Origin of the sequence: Caballeronia sp. LZ032, assembly GCF_031451315.1 — a bacterium.
GTDB lineage: Bacteria > Pseudomonadota > Gammaproteobacteria > Burkholderiales > Burkholderiaceae > Caballeronia.
Genome location: NZ_JARUXP010000009.1, coordinates 32975 through 57348, shown reverse-complemented (window position 1 = coordinate 57348; position 24374 = coordinate 32975). Strand labels below are relative to the sequence as shown.

The following is a 24374-nucleotide window of genomic DNA, read 5'->3' as shown; positions in this document are numbered from 1 at the left end:
GGCTGGCTGACGCGTACAGCACGTCAGCCTGTACGTTGGATCGATGATAAGAAGCGCGACGGCGCGCGTCCAAGACGCGTTGCTTATGCTTCTATAAGCTTCTGCTTATAGTGTGGGAGAGTCGAGGGACGGCGGAAGGCAGCGCAGGAAGGCGTGCAGATGCGCCGAATCGTCTTCGCTGCGGAAGGTGGCGGCGAGTGTCGACCAGAGCGATGCGCCGGGGCCCGCGAGCGGGCGGAACACGACGTCCGCGCGTCCGTGCCGCGCCACGGATTCACCGACGAAAGTCACGCCGAGCCCTGCTGCGACGAGTGCGATCGCGGTCTGGATCTCATAGGCCTGATGCGCGATGAACGGCGTCACGCCTGCGTCGCGATACAAGGACTGCACGGTGTGCTTGAACTGCGCGTTCTGATGTTTTGGATAGACGATGAGCGGGGTATCGGCGAGTTCGGCGATGCGCACTTTCTTTCGTGCAGCCAGCGGATGATCGGGCGAAAGCACGGCCACTACATGCTCGCGCAGCAGTGTGTAGGAGGTGCAGCCCGGGATATCGAGCGGCTGCCGTCCGATGCCGACGTGGATGCGCAGGTCGCGCAAGGCATCGGTTTGCTCCTCGGTCAGCATTTCGAAGAGCTTGAGTTCGACTTCAGGGTAAGCGTGATGAAAGGCTTTGAGCGCGGGCGGGAGGATGCTGTACATCGCGGAGCGCGTGAAGCCGATCGAGAGCCAGCCGCGCCGTCCGACGCCGATCTCCTGTGCGCCGAGGCTCGCCTGTTCCCATGAGCCGAGTATCTGGCGTGCTTCGGTGCACAGGTAGTGGCCGGCTTCGGTGAGCCGCAGCGGCCGTTGCGCGCGGTCGACGAGTTGCGTGCCGAGGCGCTCTTCCAGCAGGCGGATCTGCTGGCTCAGGGCGGGTTGCGCGATGTGCAGGCGCTCCGCGGCACGGCTGAAGTTCAGTTCCTCGGCGAGAATGACGAAGCATTGGAGGGATCTGAAGTTCATGGGAGTGTTGGAGTTCTGTGATGGCGATGTGGGATTCGGCTGCGGCCGGGCGGGCCGCGTTGACATTGGCACGACGTTACACGGAGGGACCGCTGCTTGTCACGATGAGGCTCGCGCCGCATGAGGTGCTGCTGCCGTGACGGGCAAGCGGACGGCCATCGACTACGCTGTGAGCGCCGTCGATGATGACGCCGGGGCCATGCAGCGGGCAACTGACGCTGTCGCCTAAGCGTGCGACAGGGCGGGTGCTGACGATGAGGCCGGATGTGGCGGAGGTCACCATGCCGCCGTGGGTGGTGGGGGTGCCTAGGGTGGCGATGGGGGTGGAGTGCATGGGGGAGGGGCGCGGACGTTCCGGGTTGCTCATAAAGTATTGCTTTCAATGCATTTACTTCCACGATACCCATGGGATGAGGCTTGCACATGAGGGTAGTTTTGACGCCGCTCCACTCATCATTGCCATGCTGGCTCGGAAGCCGCTCCGAGTATATATCTTGATATCAGTCGTCCAAACGCGAACTATTCGACACTGATGAGTTTTCCGTTGTCGAACTCAAATCGAACGCTATCAAGATAGACATGATGGGTTGCAGGCTCGGTCTTCAATACAACGGAGCCCGGTGGTCGCGATGTAACGTATGGATTCAGGCGGAACAAGACTTCATCCTCCGGCAAGCCGAGCCATTCATGCGTTATTAACGCCGTCAAGAGCTTGACCTGTTGGTGTGATGCTTCCTCACTCGCCTCGAGATACGTTCGCGTAATACCTTGATCAAAGACTCGATAGACTAGCGCCAAGCAACACAAAACAAGTAGTGCTGCAGCGAATCTGCATCGACTCGTAGTATTCATTGTCCAGCCTCCAATGCTCTTCTCCCGAAATCACGACATTGATTGGAAGACCAGGGTTTCCAGCTATAAGCTGGCCGATGTTTGCTTCTGGCAAATTCTTCCGCATACTGGTTGATCCTGCCTGCATCAGCGTTTGAGATGCAGGTCAACTCGACTCGGGTATGACGCCCGGCCCTTTCAGAGAGGGCTTCCTTCAAGGCGTCCAAGGAGGCCGATGTTGGCTGAGCCGCCCGGGAATCGATTGTCAAGTCAGGGAGAGGGACTTGACGCACGTTGCCTACGTCTGCGGGACGCGTACGGCCAATTACATAGGGTGCTGAAGGAGAGTACCGGCCGAATTCGTAGTACCGGGTAATGCCTGCACCACTGTAGCTCAACACGCCCCCATGTCCGCCAAGATTGGTCGAGCTAAATCCAAAGCCTGTGTCAATTGGATAGTCGGGAAACAGAACCATACATCCTGTGAGTCCTTGGGGGTCAATGCCTGATAACGGGTTGCCCGCGACATACGAATTAGGATTCCAGCCCCCGTTCAACCCAATCGGATCCTGATTCAAATACCTCCCCGCCTGCGGAAGCCATTTATCATCCCATGCTTGCCTTATATTCACGACACCGCCATGAATGGTCGAAGTGCCAAGGGTGCGACTAGCGCTGACATGGCGCCAGCCGAATCAAAACTTCTTTCGAAGTAGTTCCGCAGCCTCCGCTGCTAAATTAGGGTTTTGATATTGCCATTCTATCTGGCTCATTTCATCGAGAAATCTCACAACGACATCACGCTGGCTTGTCGAATACGTTTTCAATATTGCGTTCAACCAATCGTCAGCACCGTCGCTTGCGACTCTGTGCAACTTGTACACGAGTGAGTCGGGAATATTTTCGGATTCTCTGTAATCACAGATCACGAGTTTCATGAATAAAGGTAAAAAAAATGCAAATGCCTCGGCCTCCATGAAATTGAGGCATGCGGATTCATCGCATTCGTAGTCTTCCCTCAATTCTTTTAGACTTGTCGCAAAACGCTTCCGGCCACGGAAAAAGTCATCTACAGCACGTGACTCAATGCTCGATCGATTGGTGATCGGTTTGTTTTCCGGAAAAGAAATATTAGAAAACAACGAGAAATTCAAGGTCATTTCATCATTCCCTCACATTTTGTAACGTTCGCCCAAGCTTCAAGCGCTTCGTTGCGATGATTGGCGTCTCCTCCGGCGAAGCACTTTTTATTGATCAAGTCTCTTGCCATAGCACATTCCCTGTTGTTCTCTCGCATCTGTAAGATTGCTGGCTGGTCCATATTGGATTTACATGATCTTGGTCGTTTGCATGCACGGTTGACCTCTTCTTGAAGCCTCCTTTGTTCTCCCGGAGTGCAATTTCCCGGAGGCTGCATCGTATCGGCAATAGAGCTGACCTTATTGCCAGCTTTATCTGTAGATATCGCATTCGCTATCCATACGGTCACGCCTATGCCTGCAACCGCCCCGACAACTCCGCCAACGATGGTGCCGATCCCCGGGAAGATCGCCGTACCGCCAGCCGCGCCCATTTCGGCACCCGCGGCAATCGCAGCCAAACCCACCGGATCTATCGATATTAAAGGTCTGTTGTCAGCATAGGCATAGCTATTCGCTCCGCCCAACAACCCAATCGGATCCTGATTCAAATACCTCCCCGCCTGCGGATCGTAATATCTAAATCGGTTGTAATGCAGCCCCGACTCATCATCGAAGTGCTGTCCCGGAAAGCGGATCGGGTTATGCACCGCGTGCACCCTCCAGAGCCGCGTCGCGCCATAAGCGGTGAAGTCCGCCGCCCACACCAGCTCGCCGCGATGGTCATGCATTTCCTGCGGCGTACCCAGATGATCCGTCACATAGTGATAAGTCGCTCCATCCTCGATCTTCACAAGCGGCCCAGCACGCTCAGGATGCGGCACGTAAAACGACCAGCCGTCTTCACAAGCGCTCTTCCCAGCCCACACTTCCTGCATCATCCAGTCGCCGTCCCACACGAACAGGACGCTGTGCGTACTTCCATCCTCCCTAGTGTGGTGCTTCGCGATCCGCCGTCCAAGCGCATCGTACTGATAGTGCGTCTTTGCGCCGTGATCGTGATGAATTGCAGTCAGCTGATGGTTGCTGTCGTAGCTGTAGCGCGTCACATGCGGCTGTGGTTCGGGCTTTTTGTTCTGCACGCCCGTCATCGCGTCCAAGGCACGAACCCACTGTTCCTTTGCCGTCGGCGGGGCGGATGGCGGCACGGGCACCGTGCGTGATGTCCGGTTGCCATGACCATCGTAGTCAAAGAGCAGCGCCTGCGGCGGCGGGACCTCGTGCGTCACCAGCGCATGAAGCCGGTCACCTTCAGAGCGTCCCGTCCATCCCGTGGAGCCCACCGCGAGCAGATTCCCTGCTGGATCGTAGGTGAACGCTTCGTTGCCATAACGTCCAGCGCTGACGGCCACCAGGCGCGACAGCACGTCATATCGATACTGCTTCTGCCCGCTCCCCGCGTCGCATAGCGCCGTGACCTGACCCGCGCGATCATGGCTCCAGCTGCGCCACGCGCGTGGCGCCTCACGCGCTTCGCCACGCGCGTTCAGACTCTGCCATCGATGCTCCGCCAGCCATCCCGCCGGGCCATAGGCGAAGTGATGCGCGACCATTCCCTGTACGCGCAGCGTTTCGCGATGCAAGGCGTCACGTTCGAAACTCGCGAGCGTCATTCCATTCAACAGTACTTCGTGCACATGCCCGGAGCCGTAGCGCTGCCATTCCAACGTTCCTGCGCCGGGAATGCGGCTCTGACGGCGATGGCCGAGCGCATCGAGTTCATGATCGAGTCGCCACACGCGTCCATGATGCGCCTGTACTTCAGCTGTACGGCGGCCTGCCGCGTCGTATTCGAACGTGATCTGGCTCGGCGCGCAGCCGGGCGAAGCCTTTTGCGCCTGCGTGAGTAATCCGCGCGCGTCGTAGCGATAGCTCGTCTGACTGCCGTCGCCTGCGCGATGCTCGACAGGTCGTCCCAGCGCGTCATGAACGATATCGATGACGATCTGACCGTCGGCGCCATGATCGATGCGCCTGATCATCTCGCCCGCCAGGTTGTAATGAAACGATTGCCTTCGCCCGTCGAAGCCGGTCTGTTCCACGAGCCGGTCACGGCTATCGTACGCAAACGTCACGGCCTCGCCGTTGGCATTGATGAGCGCGTTCACGCGACCCACTGCGTCGTACTCGAACCGCTGCGTACCCCCGGCGGCGTCGATGACTTCGATGCGCTGACCGTAGGCATCCCAGGTCGTGCGCGTGACGCGTCCCAGCGGATCGGTTTGCGAGACCGCGCGGCCCGCATCGTCGTAGTCGATCCGCCACCAACCCATGTCAGCCGGCTGATAGCCCGCGAAGCGCCCGGTGCTGCTGCGCTCGTATCGGGTGACGTTGCCCAGGGGATCGGTCGTTCGCGTGAGCGTGTCAAGGGCGTCATACTCATGACGCGTTGTGTTACCTGAACAGTCGGTCCGCGCAATCATCTGACCCGCGCTGTTTCGTTGCATGCGCGTGATGTTCCCGAGCGTGTTGGTGTGCGCAACCAGGAGGCCGCTTTCATAAGCATAGGTGGCGGTGTGGCCCAGCGGATCGGTCTCCCGGATCAGATGTCCCGCTTCGTCATAGGCGCGCAGCCAGACCTGTCCCGCTGGATCGGTGATTTGCACCGGCTGGCCCACGTCGTCGTAGACCATGCGCGTGACGTTGCCGCCCGCATCGACGATCACGACGGCATTGCCTCGCGCGTCATTGATGATGCGTGTCGACCGACCGAGTTCATCGGTGTGGCCGCTCACGCTACCGGTCTGGTCGAAGTGGACCTGCCGGGTGCCCCCGTCCGGGTACAGGACACGGTCCACGGCCCACAGACCGTTGTAGTGGTATTCGGTGGTGCGTCCGAGGCTGTCGGTGACACGTGTGCAATTCGTCGCCGGACTATAGGCAAAGCGCGTGTCCCGCGTAATGGCCCGCTTGACCTGATGCGCATCCTGGTCGCCATGCTCATAGGCGAATGAGCGGGTGACACGCGCGTGCGGCGAGTCGCCATCCCACTCGCAAACATGCACGGCACCGGCAGGCGTGCGGTAACTTTCAAGCAAGTGCGCACGATACGTATAGTGCCAGGCGAGCCCCGCCTGATTTGTTGCCGCAATGAGATCGCCGTACGCGTCATACGCATAGCTCGCCAGACACAGTGACGGACCACCACCACTGTCCTTGAGCGTAACCGCCGTGATGCGGCCGCTGTCGTCGAGCGTGCAGGACACTGTATGCACATTGTTGCGAACTGACTGGAGCCAGCCCTGCGGGGTGTATGTGACTGTCAGCGCCTGACTATCGCGATTCGTGATCCGCTGCAATTGCCAGCGCGAATCCTCGACGGGATGCGGCGCGTAGTGTTCCTCGACGCCATTGCTGAAGCGCATGACGTATATCGCGCCAGCAAGACTGTCTTCGCAGCGCGCCAGCGTGGTCTTCTCGATCGCATGGAAGTGTTCCTGGCGCGCGTCCAGCGCGGGAAACTGCAGTTGCCGGCCATCGGCATCGAAATACACGAGGCCTGCCGCGCCGCGCCGGATCTCGGTCGCATACGGCAGCTTCCATGCGATGCCCAGGCTTCCCGCACGCTGATCCGCGCTGCGGTATGCGCGGCTCCAGCGAACAGGGATGCGTCCCGGCAGGATGAAGTCCTCGTGAAAGAGATTTTTCTGGCCCGTCGCCACGTCGACAGGGTGCGGCGTGGTATGACGCATCGAGCACTCCGCGCAATCGGCCTCGGTGACCGGCGCAAGTCCGCCCGCGCTGCCGCTCGTCATGCTGATCACCGGCGACTTCAAACGTATGCTGGTTGCTTCGAGGGTGATGCCGGAATCATCAATCGTCACCTTTCCGCCCGGTCCAATCAGTTGCACCTGACGCGCAGCCGACAGATGCGCGTCCCCGCCTTCGCTGATCCGCAACTGATTGGAATCCGTGCCCGAGAGCGGCGCGGGCAATTCGGGCGCACTCTCCGGCGAGAGGACCGCCGGTTTGGCGAGATCGGCTTTCACAGCAGCGCCCACGGCCGCGCCCCGCACCGTGACGGTGTACGTACTGCCTACGTCCGCTGTCCAGTTCCGTACCACACGGTCGATGCGACTGTTTCCGACCGTGCTCGCCATCTGTAATGCAATGTTCCGCAGATACAGTCCGCCGACGTTCAAGCTGTATGCCAGCCCGATGTTGAGCATTCGGCCAAGGCCCACATTCGACACTGCCGCCTGGCTGATCGTCTCGAATTCGCAGCCGTCAGTACGCAGCGTCCGGTTGCGTGCGACATGATCCGTTTGATCGCGTCCGACGGACACCGTGCGATCGTGTCCGACCGTGTGGGACTCATCGTGTTCGGCGACTGTATCGAGATTGCGCTCGGCCTGAATCCAGAGTTGTTCGGCGCCGCGTTTGTCCTCGAAGCGGATGGCATTCGCGTGGCGGTAGCCGCCATCTTTCGACGATCGCGTGAGCATGCCGCTTTGCGTGGCGTTGTCCGGCAAGCGCCAGGGTGGCATCGTCATCGCGTTATAGACGCGTCCGATGACGATGGGCCGGTCCGGGTCGCCATGCTCGAAATCCACGATGACTTCCGTACCCACGCGCGGGATATGAATGCCGCCGAAGTTGCTGCCCGCCCATGGATAGGACACGCGTACCCAGCAGGACGAATCCTGATCTCCCGATCCGTGCCGGTTCCAGTAGAAGGCAATTTTCACGCGCCCATACTGGTCCGTCCAGATTTCACTGCCCGGCGCACCTGTGACGATTGCCGTCTGCGGACCGGCGGTGCGGGGCTTCGGGTAACGCTGGCGCGACGGACGGAACAGCGTGGTGGCCGGTTGCACGTCGAACTGAACCTGAAACAGGTACTGTGCAGCGCCGTCCGTGGCTTCGCCCGTTTCCTCTGCCGTCAGCCGGGCAGCCAGCACCAGATATTCCCGGTTCGCGCTCGCCTGCGGATGTCCCGCCAGCGTGAAGGTCGTGCCGCACACAACGTCGCGGACATTGCCGCTACCCGATGCCTGCTCGCCTCGAGCGCGCAGTTCCTCGATGCGCACGCGGGCCAACTGTTCGCCATCGTGCAGATCCGCGTAGTCGCCGGGCCATTCGAAGTGTTCGAGCGTGTTATGCAGGGTGGCCTGCGGCAATTCGCTCCGTGTCAGCAAGGAGGCCGCGGGCTTTTCGAAGTGATAGTCGCCGGTGGACCAGACGCCAGTCTGGATGCGGCCAGTCGTATCGAAGTGTTCGATGTGTTCGCGGTCGGTCCTGTGACCGGGCGGGTAGTACCACAAGGTCTGGTACGCGAGGTTCTCGACGCATGTGTGGGTACTCACGTGGTCCACCAGTACCATCCGATGGAACGTGCGCGAGTGCTCGAAGAACCAGTAGATGCCGTGTTCGGCCAACAGGCGCTGCACGAACCGATAGTCCGTCTCGCCATACTGGACCTGATAGTCGAGCACCGGATAGCTGCGGCTCAGACGCCATTCGTACGGATACAGATAGGCGCCGAACACCTGCTCGACGATCTCGACAATGGTCTTCTGCTGATAAATGCGAAAGTCCGAACGGAGCTCCGCAAGGGCAAGCCACGGCCGCAGCAGCACGCGATAACGCGACTGCCGGTTCAGCCGCTCGACGAAGCCGGCTTCCATCACGACACCGCTGATTTCGCGAACGCCCGCTCCGACATTCACGGCGCCCGGTGAGCCGTGACTGTCCATGCCGTCGAGCTGGACGGTCACGGTCAGTTCCTTGCCGATGAGCGTCATCACGTCGATCGACGAAGCCTCGGCCTCGCTCATGCCGAGCGGCGTGCTCAGGAGGATTTCATAGCGGTAGAGTGTCGAAAGACATTCTTCACCGTCGATTGCACTGAGCAGCAGCGCCGGTTCACCCGCAGGCAGGATGGGCAGCGCGGGGCCGCTGACGGTCAGGGTGCGGGACAGGCCCTGCATGCTGTTCGTGTTCCTCGTTCCGTTCATGGCTGTGGAGCACACGAACAAGGAACACAAGCGAACAATGTGTACGGGACGCGCGCGGTGAAGGCACTAATGTCCGCGAGCGTGTCACTGACTGTCTACCAGAATGGTCCGAAACTGGACGGTCGCTTTGGGACACACTGATTGGAAGTGTCAGGGCAGAGTCCCTCCCTAGGCTAAACTCCCCACCAACCGCGCCAGAAACTCATCACACGCATCCAGCTGCGCCAGCTCGACAAACTCATCCGGCTTGTGCGCGACAGCGATATCGCCGGGACCGCACACCAGCGCCGGCACCGAGAGCCGCGCCGAGAACAACCCGCCTTCCGTACCGAACGCGACCTTGCGCGTATCCGTTCCTGGCGGCAACAGCGCTTCGAGAAAGCGCACCGCGTCGCTTGTAACGTGCGTCTCGAGACCGGGATAAGCATTCACTTCCTCGATCTCCGGCAGCGTCGCGCTGCCGTCCGCTGCAGCGCGCGCCCGGATGCCGTCGAGGATCGCTTCCGCACGATCCGCCGCCAGCGTGCGGATCTCGAAGTCGAGCGTGCACTCGTTCGGCACGATATTCAGCGCACGGCCGCCGTGAATCGTGCCGACGTGAATCGTCGAATAAGGCACGTCGTAACCGTCGTCCTGTACGCCGTGTTCCGCGAGCTGCTGCTGCGCCGCGCGCATGGCCGTGATCCAGTCGGTGGCGACGTGGATCGCGTTCGTGTACTTCGGTGCGAGGGCAGAATGCCCTTCCTCGCCGCAACAGACCGCGCGGTACGCGGCCTTGCCCTTGTGGCCGGTGGCGATCTGCATCATCGTCGGCTCGCCGACCACGCACAGCTCGGGCCGCACCGGCGCGCTTTCCAGCACGTCGATCAGCCGCCGCACGCCCACGCAGCCGATTTCCTCGTCATACGACAGCGCGAGCTGCAACGGCTTCCTCAGCGTGCGTGCCGAGGCATCGAGCATCGCGACGACCGCGCACGCAACGAAGCCTTTCATGTCGGCCGAGCCGCGTCCGTACAGGCGTCCGTCGCGCACCGTCGCCTCGAAGGGCGGCACGGTCCACGGCTGGCCTTCGACCGGCACGACATCGGTATGACCCGAGAGCATCACGCCGGGCACATGCGCCGGCCCCGTGCTCGCGAACAGGTTGGCGCAGGTGCCCGCATCGTTTCTGACGAGCGTGCATGCGATTCCCGCCGCGCCGAGCAGTCCTGCGACATGCTCGATCAGCGCGAGATTGGGCGTGCGCGAGATCGTCGGGAAGGCGATCAGCGCCTTCAGCAACTCGGCGCTGCGGCCGGGCGTCATGCCGGCTTCACCGCGGTCACGTCGATCTCGACCAGCCACTCGGGCCGCGCGAGCGCCTGCACGACGATGCCGGTGGAAACCGGAAACACGCCCTTGAGCCAGCGGCCCATCACGTTGTAGACGGCCTCGCGATAGCGCGGATCGATGATATAGACCGTCACCTTGCAGATGTCTTCGAGCTTGCTGCCGCATTCGTCGAGCAGCATCTTGACGTTCGCCATCGCCTTTTCAGTCTGCGCGGTGACGTCGCCGATGCCCACCGACTCGCGCGTGTCGAGATCCTGGCCGATCTGGCCGCGCAGATAGATCGTGTTGCCGGCGATCACGGCCTGGCACAGGTCGTTATCGAGCTTCTGTTCCGGATAGGTTTCGCGCGTATTGAACTTGCGGATGCGGGTATGCGTGGTCATGTCGTATCGAAAAAAAAGTGGAATCAGTGCTGAAGAATTTTCGAAAGAAAGCGTTTCACCGCGGGACTGGCCGCGTCCTGGAAAAACGCATCGGTGGGGCTGTCCTCGATGATCGCGCCGTCCTCCATGAACACGACGCGATGTGCGACGCGCCGCGCGAAGCCCATCTCGTGCGTCACCACCATCATGGTCATGCCTTCGCGCGCAAGCTCCACCATCACGTCGAGCACCTCGTTCACCATCTCGGGATCAAGCGCGGAAGTCGGTTCGTCGAACAGCATCGCCATGGGGTCCATCGAGAGCGCACGCGCGATGGCGACGCGCTGCTGCTGGCCGCCCGACAACTGCCCCGGATACTTGTGCGCATGCGCCGAGAGCCCGACGCGATCGAGCAGTTCACGCGCCTTTGCACGCGCGCTCGTCTCGTCGCGGCCGAGCACGATGCGCTGCGCAAGCGTCAGGTTGCGCGTCAAGTCGAGATGCGGAAACAGCTCGAAGTGCTGGAACACCATGCCGACGCGGCTGCGCAGCTTCGGCAGGTTGGTCGACTTCGCGGCGAGCGAGGTGCCGTCGACGAGAATGTCGCCTTTCTGGAACGGCTCCAGCGCATTCACGGTCTTGATGAGCGTCGATTTTCCGGAACCCGAAGGCCCGCAGACCACGACGATCTCGCCCTTGTTCACGTGCGTCGAACACTGCTTGAGCACGTGATGCGCACCGTACCATTTGTCGATGCCGCGAATCTCGATGACCGGTGTCGTCATTTGTCGAAATACCCCGCGCGGATCGACGCGCCGATCAGGTTGAGAATCAGGCGGCCCGCCGTGATGCAGGAGATCAGGTTCTTGTCGTCCTTCTCCGGCTGGATCTCGACGATGTCCATGCCCACCACGCGACCCTTCTTCACCAGACCGTGAATCAGCTTGCGCGCCTGCACGAAGGTCACGCCGCCCGGCGCCGGTCCCGCCACCGCCGGCATCACCGAGGGATCGAGACCATCGGCGTCGATGGTCAGGTAGTAGTTGCCGCCGTCGGGAATGCGGGCGAGCACCGCCTCCATGCCGATGTCATGCAGTTCGTAAGCCGTCACAAGGTCCGAGCCGTACGCGCGCGCCGCGACCAGTTCCTCGGGGCGTCCGCTGCCTTGCGCGCGCAGACCGATCTGGATGATGCGGTCGACGTGCGCCATTTCGGAGGCGCGGCGAATCGGGCTGGAGAGGCCTTCGCGCACGCCGTTGACATCGTCGCGCCAGTCGAGGTGGGCATCGATATGCACCAGCGTGATCGGGCCTTTCTGGTCGAGGCCGCGCAGCACCGGCGTGGTGATGCCGTGATCGCCGCCGAGCACGATGGGCATCGCGCCGCCCGCCGCGATGCGGCGCACCGCCGCTTCGGCACGCGCATAGTGTTCGCCAGGCTTCGTCAGGTCGGGAATGATGTCGCCGCAATCGACGAAGCGCACATCGGTACGGCCTTGCAGCAGCGGACCGTCGATATCGAAGTCGTAGTGATAGGGCTTGCGCACGACGCGGTCCGTTGCCTGGCGGATCGCCGAGGGCGCGTTGGTCTGGTCGTTGCTGAAGTCCGATGCGTCATAGGGCGCGCCATACGGCATGCCGAGCACGGCGATGTCGGCCTTGAGGTTGTCGATGTCGAGATCGAGTTCCGAGTACAGCAGCGTGGGATGGCCGACGCGCGGCGCGACAGTGTATTGGGTCATGGGGTGTCTCCAGAGTGAGGGGAAGGCGCGTCAGACATGACGCGTGCGGCGGCCGATCACGGTCTCCAGGCGCCGGCCGGCGCCCGCCAGCAGAACGCTGCAGATCCAGTACATCAAGGCCGTCGTGCCGAGCACTTCGACATAGGCGAACGTGTTCGCGGTGAGCAGGTTGCTCTGGTACGTCATCTCCGGCAGGCTCATCACGGAGAAGATGGCGGAGTCCTTGAACATCATGATGACGAGGCTCGTGGTGGGCGGCGTGATGAAACCGAACAGCTGCGGCGCGATGATGTGACGCTGCGCCTGCCAGAACGTCATGCCGAGTGACAGCGACGCGAAGGTCTGGCCGCGCGGCACGGAACGCAACGCGGCGCGCAGGATCTCGCAGAAGTAGCCGCCCGTGTAGAACACCGTGCAGCCGATCGCCACCGTCATCGCCGAGGCGGGCACGCCCAGTTTCGGCAGGCCGAAGAACGCCAGGTACACGAGGATCAGGTACGGAATGTTGCGCACCAGCTCGACATAGGCGAGCGCCACGGGCCGCAGCACGGTGCGCGACTGCGCCGCATAGGCCGCCACGATGCCAAGCACGATACCCAGCGGAATGCCGGTCACGCTGACCAGCGCGGTGATGCGCAATCCTTGGAGCAGCGGGGGAATCGCTTCACGGACGATCGAGAAATCAATGGCCATGGGGAAGCATCCTCGCGACGCGGCGTTCGCACAGTCGCGAAGCAGCGGAAATCAGGAACAGGATCACGAAATAAACGGCGGCCGTGATTGCGAAAACCTGCAGCGGCAAGTCGGTCTGCAACGTCGCGTTGCGTGCGACGGTCGCGAGCTCGGGCACGGCGATGATCGACATCAGCGAGGACGCCTTGAGCAGGATCGTGAACTCGCTGGTGAGCGGCGGAATCGATCGATAGATCACTTGCGGCAGCAGCACATGACGCCAGACCTGCGCGGTGCGCATGCCCACCGCATAGCCTGCGGCGCGCTGACCCCAGGAGATCGTGCCGAGCGCGCCGCGCAGGATCTCGACGATATACGCGCTGGTGTTGCAGGCGAGCGCGGCAATCCCCGCCGTGACCGGCGAGATCGAGATGTCGAGCAGCGCGGGCACCATGTAGTACGCGATCAGCATGTGGATCAGCGCGGGCGTGCCGCGAATCAGGCTGACCCACAGCACGACCAGCGAGCGCAGCGGCGCGAATGGCGAAATGCGCGCGAGCAGCAGCACGATGCCGAGTGCGAGCCCGATCACGAAGGCGCATGCCGATGCGCCCAGCGTGAGCGCCGTCCCTGACACGACGCCGTCGAGGAAGGGCGCGATCACGCCGCCCGGGTCGATCCAGTCGAACATGGCGTCAGATCGCCCCGGCCGGCAGATAGTCGCTGCGCGGCGTGTCCATCGCGGCGCCGAACCATTTGGTCTGGAGCGCGGCGAGCTTGCCGTCGTTCCGGAAAGATTCGAGCGAATCGTTGATGAATTTGCGGATCTCGAGATCGTTCGGATTCGCCACCCACGCGAGCAGCTTCGGCTGGCCGATGGTGCCGGCGATGCGGAACGCGTTCGGCTGGCGCTTCATCTGCACGGCGGCGATGTTCGACGGCATCAGCGCGACATCGACGGTCTTGTTCGCCAGCGCGTTCGATACATCCGGATAGGCCTGGAACAGCTTGGTGTCCGCATAGCCCTTGCCAGTCTTGTCCTTCAGTTCCTTCTCGAACTCGGTGGCCACCGGCTGCGACGACGAACCCATCTGCGTGCCGATGATCTTGCCGCCGATGTCGAGGTCGCGGTTGATGCTCTTGTCGTCCGCGCGCACCATCAGCACCGAACGCACGACGCCGACCGGCTCGCTGAACGCGAAACGCTTCGCGCGCTCCGGCGTGATGCCGACGCTGGTCGCCACGAAGTCGAACTTGTGCGACATCAGGCCCGGCAGCAGACCCTGAAACGGCAGGTTCATTTGTTCGAGCTTGACACCGAGTTTCGCCGCCATCAGTTCCAGCACGTCATGCCCATAGCCGACGATCTGGCCGTTCTCGACGAATTCGAACGGCTCGTACGCCGCCTCGGTACCCACCACGAGCTTGCCGCGCTTCTTGATATCGGCGAGCGTGCCGCCTTCGGCGTGCGCGATGGTCGGCAGCGCCAGCGCGGCGCCCGACGCAAGCGTCGCTTTCACAAAAGATCGTCTGGACCAGGTTTTCATTGCTTTCTCCGCTTGAGGGGACGGCTTGAGGGACGCTCGGGGACGAGGCAGCCGAAATGTATGTCGCCATAAAGTGAGTGAAAAATGATTTTTTTATCGGTATGGTTCCGAAAAACGTAACCTTTTTCAAAGCTCTTTTCTTCGCTGCCATGTCCGAACGACCCCCCGTCAAACATTCCGTCGTGAAGCGCCCCGACTTCAGCGAGCGTGACCTCCGGTCGCTGCGCATCTTCTGCTCGGTCGCGCAGGCGAATGGTTTTGCCGCCGCCGAGAAGCAGCTCAACATGTCGAAGGCGTCGATCAGCCGGCATATCCGCGAGGTCGAGGAAACACTCGGGGCGCGGCTGTGCGAACGCGGGCCGTCAGGCTTCGTGTTGACGCACGCGGGCAAGGTGGCGCTCGAACTCGCACGCGATGCGCTGATGTCGCTCGCGCGCATCCGTCCGGAAATCGATGCGGTGCGCGGCGTGTTGTCCGGAACGCTCGCCATCGGCATGGTCGAGCACATCGTCAGCGACGAAGGCTGTCATCTGCCGGAAGCACTGGCCTCGCTCAAGGAACTGGCGCCGGACGTGAGCGTGGAACTGCGCGTGATGACCTTCAATGAGCTCGATCTCGCGTTGCGCGAGCGTCGCGTGCAGGTGGCGATTCGCGGAATGTACCGGCGCGAGGCCGGCTTTCACTACTTGCCGCTCTTCATCGAGCGCCAGCAGCTTTATGTGGCGCGCCGCAGTCTCCGTGATGCCGCGGCGCTGCCGCTGGTGTATCGGTCGCAACCCTTCGTGCACGAGATGCTCAATACGCTCGGCATGGCGCGCGGGCCGTCGGCTTCGGGTCTGGAGGCGGTCGCGATGCTCGTGCTGTCAGGCCACTATGTCGGCTTGCTGCCGCAGTTCTATGCGGCTTCGTTTGCGAAGCGGCAGGCGCTCGTCAAGGTGCCGGGCGTGCCCGTGTACGAAAACACCATCAGCGCCATCACCGAGATCTCGCGGCCCCGCACGCGCGCGCTCGATCTGTTCCTGGACCTTCTGCAACAGCTCCATGGCAGTGCGTGAAAGGAGGATGGCGCTCTTCACACGACGCGGTTCATGCGATCGACGACGAGTTCACCGCAGGCGGCGATCGCCCCAGCCACGACAGGAACGAGATGATCGGGCACGCGCCATTCGGCGGCGGTCGTATCGGAGAGCAATTGCTCGGAGAACAGGTGGAAGACTTCGGAGCAGGCTACCTCGGGGCGCGGGTCACGGCTGCCGTGTTCCCGGTAGAGACAGGCAAAGTGCAATACACACCGGCTGAGCGAAGCACTGGTCAATTGCGCCCATGAAGAATCCTCCCGGCCCGCCAGACTCATCTGCATCTCGCGCACGGTAGCCCACAGCACGCCGGCCAGACGCTCGGGAATCCCGAGATAGCTGTAACCCACGCTTCCGCTTTCCATGATTTCGTTCTCCATCCATACGTCGTGACTGGCGCGACCAATGTGCAATCGTCATGCCGAGTAATACACCGGTAAGGCGGAATGTCTTTTTGAACCACTCGTCCTTTCCGTTGCGCACGCTATGCAGCGTGCCACAGAGCCTGATCCCACTTCCTTTCGCAAGTTCCATCGATAACATCCTGGGTCATTAATGCAATACGTACGCACGGGACGAATGGACGTAACACTGTGTGCATGTAACGTAACGGACCGCGTGACACCCGCTGCGTATGGGTTACGCGCATACGTTTCTGGTAAGACAATTGGCATGGAACCTGCATGAAGCTTTATTCGGAAACGGACGGTCAGACCGTTTCATCAAGGGCTTTTTGAGTGCACGAAAATGCTGTGACAGTTGCGCACGTTCGGTTCAGAATGTCGCGTGCATCTGTTTCGGAAGCAGATACGCACGAGGTTGAAGCTGTTCATTCTTGGAATACCAGCAACACACAAGCGTTGCTAAAAAAAGCAATCCGGAATACATGCTCGCCACTTCCTATAATCCGCTCCTCGTCGTCTGTTCGCTGTTCGTAGCGATCCTGGCTTCCTATACCGCGCTCGACATGGCCGGCCGTGTGGCATCGGCCAAAGGGCTGGCCGGCCTCTTCTGGCTCGTCGGCGGCGGTTGTGCAATGGGGCTCGGCATCTGGTCGATGCACTTCGTCGGCATGCTCGCCTTCGATCTGCCCATCCCCGTCGGCTATGACCCGGCCATCACCTTCCTGTCGCTGCTGATCGCCATCGCGGCATCCACCTTTGCGTTATGGCTCGTCAGCCAGTACGCGCTGCCGTGGCGCCGGCTGATGCTCGGCTCACTGCTCATGGGGCCCGCCATCGCCGGCATGCACTACACGGGCATGGCCGCGATGCAGATGAACCCGGTCATCGACTACGACTGGAGCCTGGTGGCGCTGTCCATTGTCATCGCCGTTGCGGCGTCGGGCGCGGCCTTGTGGACGGCCTTCCATATCCGCGGCAGGGCGGCCGGGGTGTTCCTGTTTCGCGGCGGCGCATCGCTGCTGATGGGGTCGGCCATCGTCGGCATGCATTACACCGGCATGGCGGCCGCGCATTTTCCGCTGGGCAGCATATGCGAGGCGGCGCGTCACGGGACGAACACGTCATGGCTGGCAGCGATCGTCATCGTCGTGACCGTGGCGGTGCTGAGCATCGCGCTGATCGTATCGGTGCTGGAACTCAGGCTCGAACTGCGTACCGCCGCGCTGTCCCGGTCGCTCGCGGAAGCCAACAAGGAGCTGATCCATCTCGCCCTGCATGACAGCCTGACCCGGCTGCCCAACCGCGTCCTGCTCGATGACCGCCTGAACCAGCTCATCCAGCAGGGGCGGCACTTCACGCTGATGTTCCTCGACCTCGATGGCTTCAAGGCCGTCAACGACGCATTCGGGCACCAGGTGGGAGACCGCTTGCTGATCGACGTCTCGCGACGCATCGGCGCCAGCATGCGCGAGAACGACACCTTCGCCCGTGTGGGCGGCGACGAGTTCGTCCTGCTGTGCGACGTCACCCGGCCTGCGGACGTCGCGAACATCGCGGCCACGCTGATCCGCATCGTTGAAGAACCGTACTCGGCGGGCGAGCATGAAATCCAGGTGTCAACGAGTATCGGCATTGCCTGTTATCCCGAGCATGGCCGGACCCAGAGCGAGCTGTTGTCGAGCGCCGATACGGCGATGTACCGCGCCAAGGCCATGGGCCGCAACAACTACTGCTTCTTCGAGCCGTCCATGCACGCCGACGCCTACGAGCACATGCAGCTGGCGCGCGAGCTGCGCATGGCGCTGTCGGGCGGCGAACTGATCCTGCACTATCAGCCTAAATTCGAAGCGCGGAGCGGTCCCGTGGTGGGGGCGGAAGCGCTGCTGCGCTGGAAGCATCCGTCGCGGGGCCTGATGGCGCCGGACGAGTTTCTCCCGATTGCAGAGAAGAGCGGGCTGATGGTGCCCATCGGCGAATGGGCTCTCAACGAGGCCTGCCGTCAGATGCGCATCTGGGTCGAGGCGGGGCACACGGACTGGAGCGTCGCCGTGAATCTGTCGGCCACGCAGTTCGTCCACACGAGTCTCGTGCAGGTCGTGCGCCAGGCGCTCATTCAGCATCGGCTCGAACCGCGTCACCTGATTCTGGAGATCACCGAATCCACCGCGATGCACGACGTCGAAGTCAGCCTGAGCGTGCTGAAACAGTTGCGCGAGACAGGCGTGCGGATTGCTATCGATGATTTCGGAACGGGTTATTCCAGTCTTCTTTATCTGAAGCGGCTGCCTGCCCATGAACTGAAAATCGACCGGGGCTTCATTCGCGATCTGAGGCGCGATACCGAGGACGCGGCCATCGTGGCGGCGATCGTCGCGCTGGGGCGGACTCTCAATCTGCGAGTCGTTGCGGAGGGCGTCGAAACGGAGGAGCAGCAGGCCTTCCTGAGCCAGCTGGGCTGCGATATGTTGCAGGGCTTTCTGCTGGGACGGCCCATGGCGCCGGAACAGTTCGTGAAGGCTGTCGAAGCCGGCCGGGTCGTGTCCGATTAGCCTCTGTTCGGCTTCCAAGGCAGCCGCTGTCCACCGGAATGGCGTCCGGGACGTTAGGATGCGGGACTGTTCCGGAAAAAACCGGAACGCTGGTCAAAAATTATTCAAAACGAGAGAGGGCGCGCGGTTTCTGACAGAACCGCGTTCGCGAAGGAGAGCACGGTTGAAGCAGTCATCAACCCTCGGAAAGGAATCACGCTGGACGATGTCCTGGGTCGACAGGCACGCGATCCTTATCGCGCTGAGCACGACCTTCGTCTGCCTCGCGGTTCTGATCACGACGGCCGTGGTCCTGGTCTCCGGCAGGCAAGAGGCTTTGGACAAGGCGCGCGACACCTCCGAGAACGTGGCCGCCGCCCTTGCGCGCGACATGAGCCGCAACCTGCAGGTCTACGACCTTTCCTTGCAGGCCGTGGTGGACGGGGTGTCGAATCCGGAAATTCTCGCGTTGCCGCCGGAGTTGCGCAGGCAGATGCTGTTCGACCGCGCGACCATGGCGCCCCACGTGATGGGCATCTACGCCGTGGATGAGGAGGGCCGGATCGTGCAGGGGCGCGCACGGCTCTTTCCAACGCTGAACCTCGCCGATCGCGATTACTTTCTCGTGCACAAGAACCGCGACGACGTGGGCCTGTTCATCTCGAAGCCTTATGAATCCCGGCTGAGGAACGGCAGTCCTTCCATCGCGCTCAGTCGCCGCATTTCGAAGGCGGACGGCAGCTTTGGCGGCGTCGCGCTGATCGCGCTCGACCTCGACTATTTCCAGCAGCTGGTCGACGGCGTCAAGCTGGGCACACACGGCGCCGCCACCATCATGCAGACCGACGGTTTCATCCTCGCGCGCTATCCGCAGGTGAGCCGCAGCAAAATGATTTCCGTTGCCTCACCCGCGTTCCTGTCCATGCTCGGACCGAAGGGCGGTTCATTCGTCGCGAAGTCGCCGGTGGATGGTGTCGAGCGTCTGTCCACGTTCGCGAACGTGGAGGACAGCAATCTTGTCGCCATGGTCGCGCCGGCCATGGATGAAATCACCGAAGAGTGGAAGCATCGTTCGCTCATCATCGGCGCGTTGAGTGTCGTGGTGTCGTGCGCGTTCACGATCGTCGTGTGGCTGCTCGTGTTCGCGGTGCGCCAGCGCGATGCGGCGCAGGCGCGGCTGATTGCAATTGCGGACACGGACGGGCTGACGGGCGTCGCCAACCGTCGCGGCCTGGACGCGACGCTGCCGGCGATGTGGGCGCGGGCCGTGCGGCATCGGCTGCCGATGGCGATCATGTTCGTCGATGCCGATCACTTCAAGGCCTATAACGACACGCATGGCCACGTGGCGGGCGACCGGGCGTTGCGCTTCGTCGCGCATTGCCTGACGCGGCGGGCGCGCCGGCAGAACGACATCGTCGCGCGCTATGGCGGCGAGGAGTTCATCGTCGTGCTGGCCGACTGCACGCCGCGCCGCGCCGAGGATGTCGCCGACGCCATCCTGACCGATGTCGCCGCCTGCGCGGAAGAAAGCGGGATGCCGCAGCCCACGCCGCTGGCGCCGGTGACGGTGAGCATCGGCGTGGCGCTCTGCCAGCCGGACGACGGCACGACTCTCGAAACAGCGATGCGTCGCGCCGATGAAGCCCTGTATGACGCAAAGCGTGACGGTCGCAATCGCGTATCGATCGTCACGGTGGAAGCGAATCCGGTCCGCAAGACGAAGCTTGCGCGTGACACGCTGCACGCCGATGCGGGGCGTCGATCCCGCAGCCTCGCGGACGAGACCGTCAAATGACACGCGTATCCGCTCCGGACATCGAACGATGCGTGCTCGATCTGCTGCGCAGCCGCGCCGAGACGGCGTCCATTTGTCCGTCGGACGTTGCGCGTGCGCTCACCCACGATGAAGACGGCTGGCGCGACCTGATGCCCGCGGTGCGGGACGTGGCTGCGCGGATGGCGCATCGGCAGCGACTGAAGATCACGCAGGGAGAAACGACGCTCGACCCGGACGACATCGGCCATGGCCGGATCCGGTTGCGTCGCGGGCCAGGCTTCCCGGCGAGCGGTTGACGCCGGGTTCAGATGCCGACACCGTATGCCGGCACATCGATCACGACATCAGATAGGTCATTCGCGACATCGCGCTGGCCGGGGAGCGCGCGCTTCGGCCAGCCTGAAGCTGCCCGGATTCATCCCGTAAGCGTTCGGCGATGACCACGCGCTGACAGCACTGCCGCACCAGTTGCTCCCGTGACAGACGTCCGCGCTGCCATCACCCGCTCCGGCGCTTTCACCGCGCGCAGGCTCATGACAAGTCTCTGAAAGCGAGATCGTCCTGACGCCCGGCCTCATCCCACAGGCACCGAATTTGCGGACCGTGGAAGCTTCCGGACCACGCCCTCCCCACACAACACGAACATGCCTTCGTCCGTCACGTCCTGGCTGAGAGACATGGCCGATACCGCCGTGCCTGTGCTTGCGCTCGTGGCCATCGCGGGCGGTACCGACGCGCTCATCATGCTTCACAGCAAGGACCTGCTGGCTGTCTACATGACCGGCAATTCGACCAAGCTCGGCCAGTCATTGATCGCCGGCGCATGGAGCAAGGCGCTGCCGCTCGTGAGCGTGATCGCCAGCTTCTTCGTCGCGGCGACGCTTGCCGCATGGCTCGCGGCACGCCTGCCGAGCTGGCGTGCCCCGGTCTGCCTGACATCCACCGCGTTGCTGCTGGCCTGCGCCGTGCCGTTAGCAGGCACCGCGTATCCGGTGACCGCCACCTGCCTGATCGCGGCGGGCATCGGCGCAATCAACCAGACCCGCGCCGATGAGCCAGGCATTTCGTTCATCACAGGCAACTTCATCCGCATCGCGCGGCATCTGGGAGAAGGGAAGTTCAGCGCGGCGGCAGCCGGCGTCGGGCGATGGATGGCGTTCGTCGCCGGCGCGGCGCTCAGTACGTTGCTCGACTTTTTATATGGCACGGGTGCGCTCGCGATTCTGGCGGCGACGGCCTTCGCGGGTGCATGCGTTGCGCTGCTTGCACGCAATGCGCCGCAAGCATGATCCGAATGAACCACTCAACGCAGGAGGATGCATCATGTCCACACACGACAAGGCCAGATTCACCGTAAGCGGTCCCGGCACGCCCGATGGTCCGTCGCTCCCCGCGCCCGGGCAGTCGCAGACGCCCGCCGCCATCGATCTCGGCACGGTCGAGGACGGCAAGGTTCGCTTCGGGAACTGGAAGGGCGACGCCGACAAACCTTCGCCGCCTCCGCCCGCACCATCGGCGCCGGATCAGCGCGTGGGATTTGCGGTGATCGGGCTGGGCCGTCTGGCGCTGGAGCAGATCCTTCCCGCCTTCAACGCCTGCAAGGACGCGCGCGTCACGGCGCTCGTCTCGGGCAGCCCCGACAAGGCGCGGGCGGTGGCGAAGCAATACGGCATCGACGAGCAGTCGGTGTATTCATACGCCGAGATGTCACGCCTCGCGGACAATGCCGACGTTCAGGCCGTGTACGTCGTCACGCCGAATGGCCTGCACCTGGAGCACGTGAGCGCCGCGGCGCAGGCAGGCAAACACGTGCTGTGCGAGAAGCCCATGGCGAACACCGCCGACGAGGCGCGGCAGATGATCGACGCCTGCGCGAAGGCGGGCGTGAAGCTGATGATCGCTTACCGCTGTCAGTTCGAGGTCTTCAACAGCGAGGCCACGCGCCGGGTGCAGTCGGGCGCACTCGGCAGGGCGCGCGTGATCGAGGCGACCAATGCGCAGGTGCAGGGCTCGGGCGAGCAATGGCGGCTGCGGGCGGCGCTCGCGGGAGGCGGTGCATTGCCGGACATCGGGCTGTATTGCCTGAACGGCGTGCGCCATGTGCTCGGCGAAGAGCCCGTGGAGGTGTATGCGCAGATCGTCAATCCGGCGGCGGACGAGCGTTATCGCGAAGTGGAAGAGACGATTGCGTTCATGCTGCGCTTCCCCTCCGGCGCCATTGCCAACTGCGCGGCGAGCTATGGCGCGCATGAGTCGAAGGACATGCGCATCCGTCTCGAGAAAGGCTGGATCGACGTGGAGAACGCCTTCGCCTACAAGGGGCAGCGCATGCGGATCGCGCATCGCGAAGGCGATATCGAACAAGTCGATGAGCCGCGGCTCGAATTCAAGGATCAGTTCATGCTCGAGATCGATCACTTCGCGCGATGCGTGCGCGACGGAAGCGAGCCGGACACGCCCGGTGAAGAAGGTCTGCGCGATCAGGTGCTGATGGAAGCGTTATATCGCTCCGCGCGCGAAGGCAGGCCGGTGCGTCTCGACGAGTGAGACGCCTGCCGGTCCGTTCAACCTCTCGCGAACCGCTCGGCCCGGAACGGAAACGGGTCGGCCACCGGCGCGGCGCCCGTCATCATCTCTGCAATCAGCCGCCCGGTCACGGGGCCGAGCGTCAGTCCGTGATGCGCATGACCGAAAGCGAACCACAGGCCGTCATGACGCGGCGCCCGGCCGATGACCGGCATCATGTCCGGCGTGCAGGGACGCCGGCCGAGCCACGGCGTGTCATCGAGACGCGCGCCGAGCGGAAAGGTCGCGCGCGCGACGGGTTCGAGCGCGTCGAGCTGCGCCGGCGTGGCGGGCGCGTCGCAGTAGGCCAGTTCCGCGCCCGTCGTCAGGCGGATGCCGCGCGCCATCGGCGTGATCAGATAGCCTCGCTCCGCGTCGAGCACCGGCTGATGCAATTGCGCGCCATCGGCCGCCGCGTAGTGCATGTGATAGCCGCGCTTCACGACGAGCGGCAGCGCGTAGCCCAGACGTGACGTGAGCCGCTCCGACCATGGACCGAGCGCGATCACGGCCGCACGCGCCTCGATGCGTCCCGTGGCCGTCTCGACCTGCCATTGCGGCGCGAGCGTCGCCGCATCGCCGACGAAAACACGGCCTCCCAGCTGCTCGAAATAACGCGCGTAAGCCGTTACGAGCGCGTTGGGATCGCTGACGGACACGGCGTCGGTATAGCGCAGCGCGCCGCTCAGCGCGCGACTCAGCGAGGGTTCTTCACGTTGCAGCTGCGCGGCATCGAGCACCTGGTAGGCGACGCCGTATTCTTCATGCCAGCGCTGCGCCGTGCGCCGTTCCGCATCCTGTGCAGCCGCGCTGCGAAAGACCTTGAGCCAGCCGCCCGGGCGCAGCAGCCCCTGCGCGCCCGCTGCTTCGGCAAGCTCGCGATGTTCGCTGACGCAGTGCTCGATCAGCGTGGCATAGGACCGTGCGATGGCCGCATGCCGGTCCGCGCGCGAATGGTGCCAGTAGCGCAGCAGGAAGGGCACGAAGGCGGGCAACGCGCGCGGGTGATAGCGGACCTCGGCCGAACGGTTGCCGGCATAGCGCAACAGCGTGGCGGCGTCGCGGGGCAGCGCATACGGATACACGCCTTCGCGCTGGATCAGCCCCGCATTGCCCAGCGAGGTCTCGTTGCCCGGCGCCTTGCGGTCGACCAACGCGACCGCGAGTCCGCGGCGTTGCAGATGCACGGCAACCGATACGCCCACCATGCCGGCGCCGAGTACGAGGGTATCGAACTTCATTGCAAAGACTCCGTGCAAGCCTGGCGCATGACATGTCCCTGAAGGTGTGAGCGGATTGTCTCAGGTCATGCCGGTTTCGTGTGACGCGACCGCGAGGCGGGACAGCTTCCATTGAGCAGGGGTGATACGGGCTAGACTGATGCGGCGCTGTTTCCTTTCATTTTCCTGTGACGGCCCCGAGGCCGTTCCGACAG

Annotated in this window: 21 protein-coding genes; 6 read left to right on the top strand and 15 right to left on the bottom strand. The window is 62.9% G+C overall.

The window, feature by feature from the left end:
• Positions 1-105 precede the first annotated feature (105 nt).
• The 13 genes from QCE69_RS37960 to QCE69_RS37905 all read right to left on the bottom strand — a co-directional run bounded on the left by QCE69_RS37960 (position 106) and on the right by QCE69_RS37905 (position 14586).
• A complete protein-coding gene (locus tag QCE69_RS37960; protein WP_309935963.1) occupies positions 106-1005 on the bottom strand; it encodes a LysR family transcriptional regulator in 900 nt (299 codons plus the stop codon).
• 76 nt (positions 1006-1081) lie between these two features.
• A complete protein-coding gene (locus tag QCE69_RS37955; protein ID WP_309927733.1) occupies positions 1082-1339 on the bottom strand; it encodes a PAAR domain-containing protein in 258 nt (85 codons plus the stop codon).
• A gap of 185 nt (positions 1340-1524) precedes the next feature.
• Positions 1525-1857: an Imm58 family immunity protein gene (locus QCE69_RS39680; protein WP_409021279.1), complete on the bottom strand. Its 333-nt coding sequence runs from the start codon at positions 1855-1857 to the stop codon at positions 1525-1527.
• A complete protein-coding gene (locus tag QCE69_RS37950; protein WP_309935962.1) occupies positions 1854-2468 on the bottom strand; it encodes an RHS repeat-associated core domain-containing protein in 615 nt (204 codons plus the stop codon). Before QCE69_RS37950 ends, QCE69_RS39680 begins: the two co-directional genes overlap by 4 nt.
• 63 nt (positions 2469-2531) lie before the next feature.
• Positions 2532-2996 carry a DUF6714 family protein gene (locus QCE69_RS37945; RefSeq protein WP_309935960.1) on the bottom strand — a complete coding sequence of 155 codons (465 nt, stop codon included), beginning with the start codon at positions 2994-2996 and terminating at the stop codon, positions 2532-2534.
• Positions 2993-8905, bottom strand: a complete 5913-nt coding sequence (gene tssI / locus QCE69_RS37940; RefSeq protein ID WP_309935959.1) for a type VI secretion system tip protein TssI/VgrG — start codon at positions 8903-8905, stop codon at positions 2993-2995. Before tssI ends, QCE69_RS37945 begins: the two co-directional genes overlap by 4 nt.
• Before the next feature lie 195 nt (positions 8906-9100).
• Complete coding sequence (gene argE / locus QCE69_RS37935) at positions 9101-10237, bottom strand: acetylornithine deacetylase (RefSeq protein WP_309935958.1); 1137 nt, start codon at positions 10235-10237, stop codon at positions 9101-9103.
• The gene (locus QCE69_RS37930) at positions 10234-10647 is read right to left on the bottom strand and encodes a RidA family protein (RefSeq protein WP_309821382.1); all 414 of its coding nucleotides are present in this window, start codon (positions 10645-10647) and stop codon (positions 10234-10236) included. The genes argE and QCE69_RS37930 overlap by 4 nt, the downstream gene beginning before the upstream one ends.
• A gap of 23 nt (positions 10648-10670) precedes the next feature.
• On the bottom strand, positions 10671-11411 hold the full coding sequence (locus tag QCE69_RS37925) for an amino acid ABC transporter ATP-binding protein (protein WP_309927713.1): 741 nt from the start codon (positions 11409-11411) through the stop codon (positions 10671-10673).
• On the bottom strand, positions 11408-12367 hold the full coding sequence (locus tag QCE69_RS37920) for an agmatinase (RefSeq protein ID WP_309821378.1): 960 nt from the start codon (positions 12365-12367) through the stop codon (positions 11408-11410). Before QCE69_RS37920 ends, QCE69_RS37925 begins: the two co-directional genes overlap by 4 nt.
• Before the next feature lie 30 nt (positions 12368-12397).
• Positions 12398-13060 carry an amino acid ABC transporter permease gene (locus QCE69_RS37915; protein WP_309927711.1) on the bottom strand — a complete coding sequence of 221 codons (663 nt, stop codon included), beginning with the start codon at positions 13058-13060 and terminating at the stop codon, positions 12398-12400.
• Positions 13050-13730 (bottom strand): amino acid ABC transporter permease, encoded by a 681-nt coding sequence (locus tag QCE69_RS37910; RefSeq protein WP_309935957.1) that lies wholly within the window; start codon positions 13728-13730, stop codon positions 13050-13052. The genes QCE69_RS37915 and QCE69_RS37910 overlap by 11 nt, the downstream gene beginning before the upstream one ends.
• 4 nt (positions 13731-13734) lie before the next feature.
• A complete protein-coding gene (locus tag QCE69_RS37905) occupies positions 13735-14586 on the bottom strand; it encodes a transporter substrate-binding domain-containing protein (RefSeq protein ID WP_309927708.1) in 852 nt (283 codons plus the stop codon).
• Positions 14587-14735: 149 nt separating this feature from the next.
• Between QCE69_RS37905 and QCE69_RS37900 the strand changes: the two genes are divergently transcribed.
• Positions 14736-15641 (top strand): LysR family transcriptional regulator, encoded by a 906-nt coding sequence (locus QCE69_RS37900; protein ID WP_404987875.1) that lies wholly within the window; start codon positions 14736-14738, stop codon positions 15639-15641.
• A 17-nt stretch (positions 15642-15658) separates the two neighbouring features.
• Here the strand turns inward: QCE69_RS37900 and QCE69_RS37895 are convergent, their stop codons facing one another.
• Positions 15659-16042: a hypothetical protein gene (locus QCE69_RS37895; RefSeq protein WP_309927702.1), complete on the bottom strand. Its 384-nt coding sequence runs from the start codon at positions 16040-16042 to the stop codon at positions 15659-15661.
• Between the two features lie 506 nt (positions 16043-16548).
• On the opposite strand from QCE69_RS37895, the gene QCE69_RS37890 reads away from it, so the two are divergent.
• The 5 genes from QCE69_RS37890 (at position 16549) to QCE69_RS37870 (ending at position 22921) form a co-directional block, all read left to right on the top strand.
• Positions 16549-18615 carry an EAL domain-containing protein gene (locus QCE69_RS37890; RefSeq protein WP_309935956.1) on the top strand — a complete coding sequence of 689 codons (2067 nt, stop codon included), beginning with the start codon at positions 16549-16551 and terminating at the stop codon, positions 18613-18615.
• Between the two features lie 205 nt (positions 18616-18820).
• Positions 18821-20392 (top strand): sensor domain-containing diguanylate cyclase, encoded by a 1572-nt coding sequence (locus QCE69_RS37885; RefSeq protein ID WP_309935955.1) that lies wholly within the window; start codon positions 18821-18823, stop codon positions 20390-20392.
• A complete protein-coding gene (locus QCE69_RS37880) occupies positions 20389-20670 on the top strand; it encodes a DUF3253 domain-containing protein (protein WP_309935954.1) in 282 nt (93 codons plus the stop codon). The genes QCE69_RS37885 and QCE69_RS37880 overlap by 4 nt, the downstream gene beginning before the upstream one ends.
• Positions 20671-21018: 348 nt before the next feature.
• On the top strand, positions 21019-21663 hold the full coding sequence (locus QCE69_RS37875) for a DUF1275 family protein (protein ID WP_309935953.1): 645 nt from the start codon (positions 21019-21021) through the stop codon (positions 21661-21663).
• 34 nt (positions 21664-21697) lie between these two features.
• On the top strand, positions 21698-22921 hold the full coding sequence (locus QCE69_RS37870; protein WP_309935952.1) for a Gfo/Idh/MocA family oxidoreductase: 1224 nt from the start codon (positions 21698-21700) through the stop codon (positions 22919-22921).
• A 17-nt stretch (positions 22922-22938) separates the two neighbouring features.
• Here the strand turns inward: QCE69_RS37870 and QCE69_RS37865 are convergent, their stop codons facing one another.
• Positions 22939-24180, bottom strand: a complete 1242-nt coding sequence (locus QCE69_RS37865) for an FAD-binding oxidoreductase (protein ID WP_309927689.1) — start codon at positions 24178-24180, stop codon at positions 22939-22941.
• Positions 24181-24374: the final 194 nt, after the last annotated feature.

Bases quoted from the DNA above. Each gene is read 5' to 3' on its own strand.
- QCE69_RS37960 (WP_309935963.1), bottom strand. From the start codon at position 1,005: ATGAACTTCAGATCCCTCCAATGCTTCGTCATTCTCGCCGAGGAACTG.
- QCE69_RS37955 (WP_309927733.1), bottom strand. From the start codon at position 1,339: ATGCACTCCACCCCCATCGCCACCCTAGGCACCCCCACCACCCACGGC.
- QCE69_RS39680 (WP_409021279.1), bottom strand. From the start codon at position 1,857: ATGAATACTACGAGTCGATGCAGATTCGCTGCAGCACTACTTGTTTTG.
- QCE69_RS37945 (WP_309935960.1), bottom strand. From the start codon at position 2,996: ATGACCTTGAATTTCTCGTTGTTTTCTAATATTTCTTTTCCGGAAAAC.
- tssI (WP_309935959.1), bottom strand. From the start codon at position 8,905: ATGCAGGGCCTGTCCCGCACCCTGACCGTCAGCGGCCCCGCGCTGCCC.
- argE (WP_309935958.1), bottom strand. From the start codon at position 10,237: ATGACGCCCGGCCGCAGCGCCGAGTTGCTGAAGGCGCTGATCGCCTTC.
- QCE69_RS37930 (WP_309821382.1), bottom strand. From the start codon at position 10,647: ATGACCACGCATACCCGCATCCGCAAGTTCAATACGCGCGAAACCTAT.
- QCE69_RS37925 (WP_309927713.1), bottom strand. From the start codon at position 11,411: ATGACGACACCGGTCATCGAGATTCGCGGCATCGACAAATGGTACGGT.
- QCE69_RS37920 (WP_309821378.1), bottom strand. From the start codon at position 12,367: ATGACCCAATACACTGTCGCGCCGCGCGTCGGCCATCCCACGCTGCTG.
- QCE69_RS37915 (WP_309927711.1), bottom strand. From the start codon at position 13,060: ATGGCCATTGATTTCTCGATCGTCCGTGAAGCGATTCCCCCGCTGCTC.
- QCE69_RS37910 (WP_309935957.1), bottom strand. From the start codon at position 13,730: ATGTTCGACTGGATCGACCCGGGCGGCGTGATCGCGCCCTTCCTCGAC.
- QCE69_RS37905 (WP_309927708.1), bottom strand. From the start codon at position 14,586: ATGAAAACCTGGTCCAGACGATCTTTTGTGAAAGCGACGCTTGCGTCG.
- QCE69_RS37900 (WP_404987875.1), top strand. From the start codon at position 14,736: ATGTCCGAACGACCCCCCGTCAAACATTCCGTCGTGAAGCGCCCCGAC.
- QCE69_RS37895 (WP_309927702.1), bottom strand. From the start codon at position 16,042: ATGGAGAACGAAATCATGGAAAGCGGAAGCGTGGGTTACAGCTATCTC.
- QCE69_RS37890 (WP_309935956.1), top strand. From the start codon at position 16,549: ATGCTCGCCACTTCCTATAATCCGCTCCTCGTCGTCTGTTCGCTGTTC.
- QCE69_RS37885 (WP_309935955.1), top strand. From the start codon at position 18,821: ATGTCCTGGGTCGACAGGCACGCGATCCTTATCGCGCTGAGCACGACC.
- QCE69_RS37880 (WP_309935954.1), top strand. From the start codon at position 20,389: ATGACACGCGTATCCGCTCCGGACATCGAACGATGCGTGCTCGATCTG.
- QCE69_RS37875 (WP_309935953.1), top strand. From the start codon at position 21,019: ATGCCTTCGTCCGTCACGTCCTGGCTGAGAGACATGGCCGATACCGCC.
- QCE69_RS37870 (WP_309935952.1), top strand. From the start codon at position 21,698: ATGTCCACACACGACAAGGCCAGATTCACCGTAAGCGGTCCCGGCACG.
- QCE69_RS37865 (WP_309927689.1), bottom strand. From the start codon at position 24,180: ATGAAGTTCGATACCCTCGTACTCGGCGCCGGCATGGTGGGCGTATCG.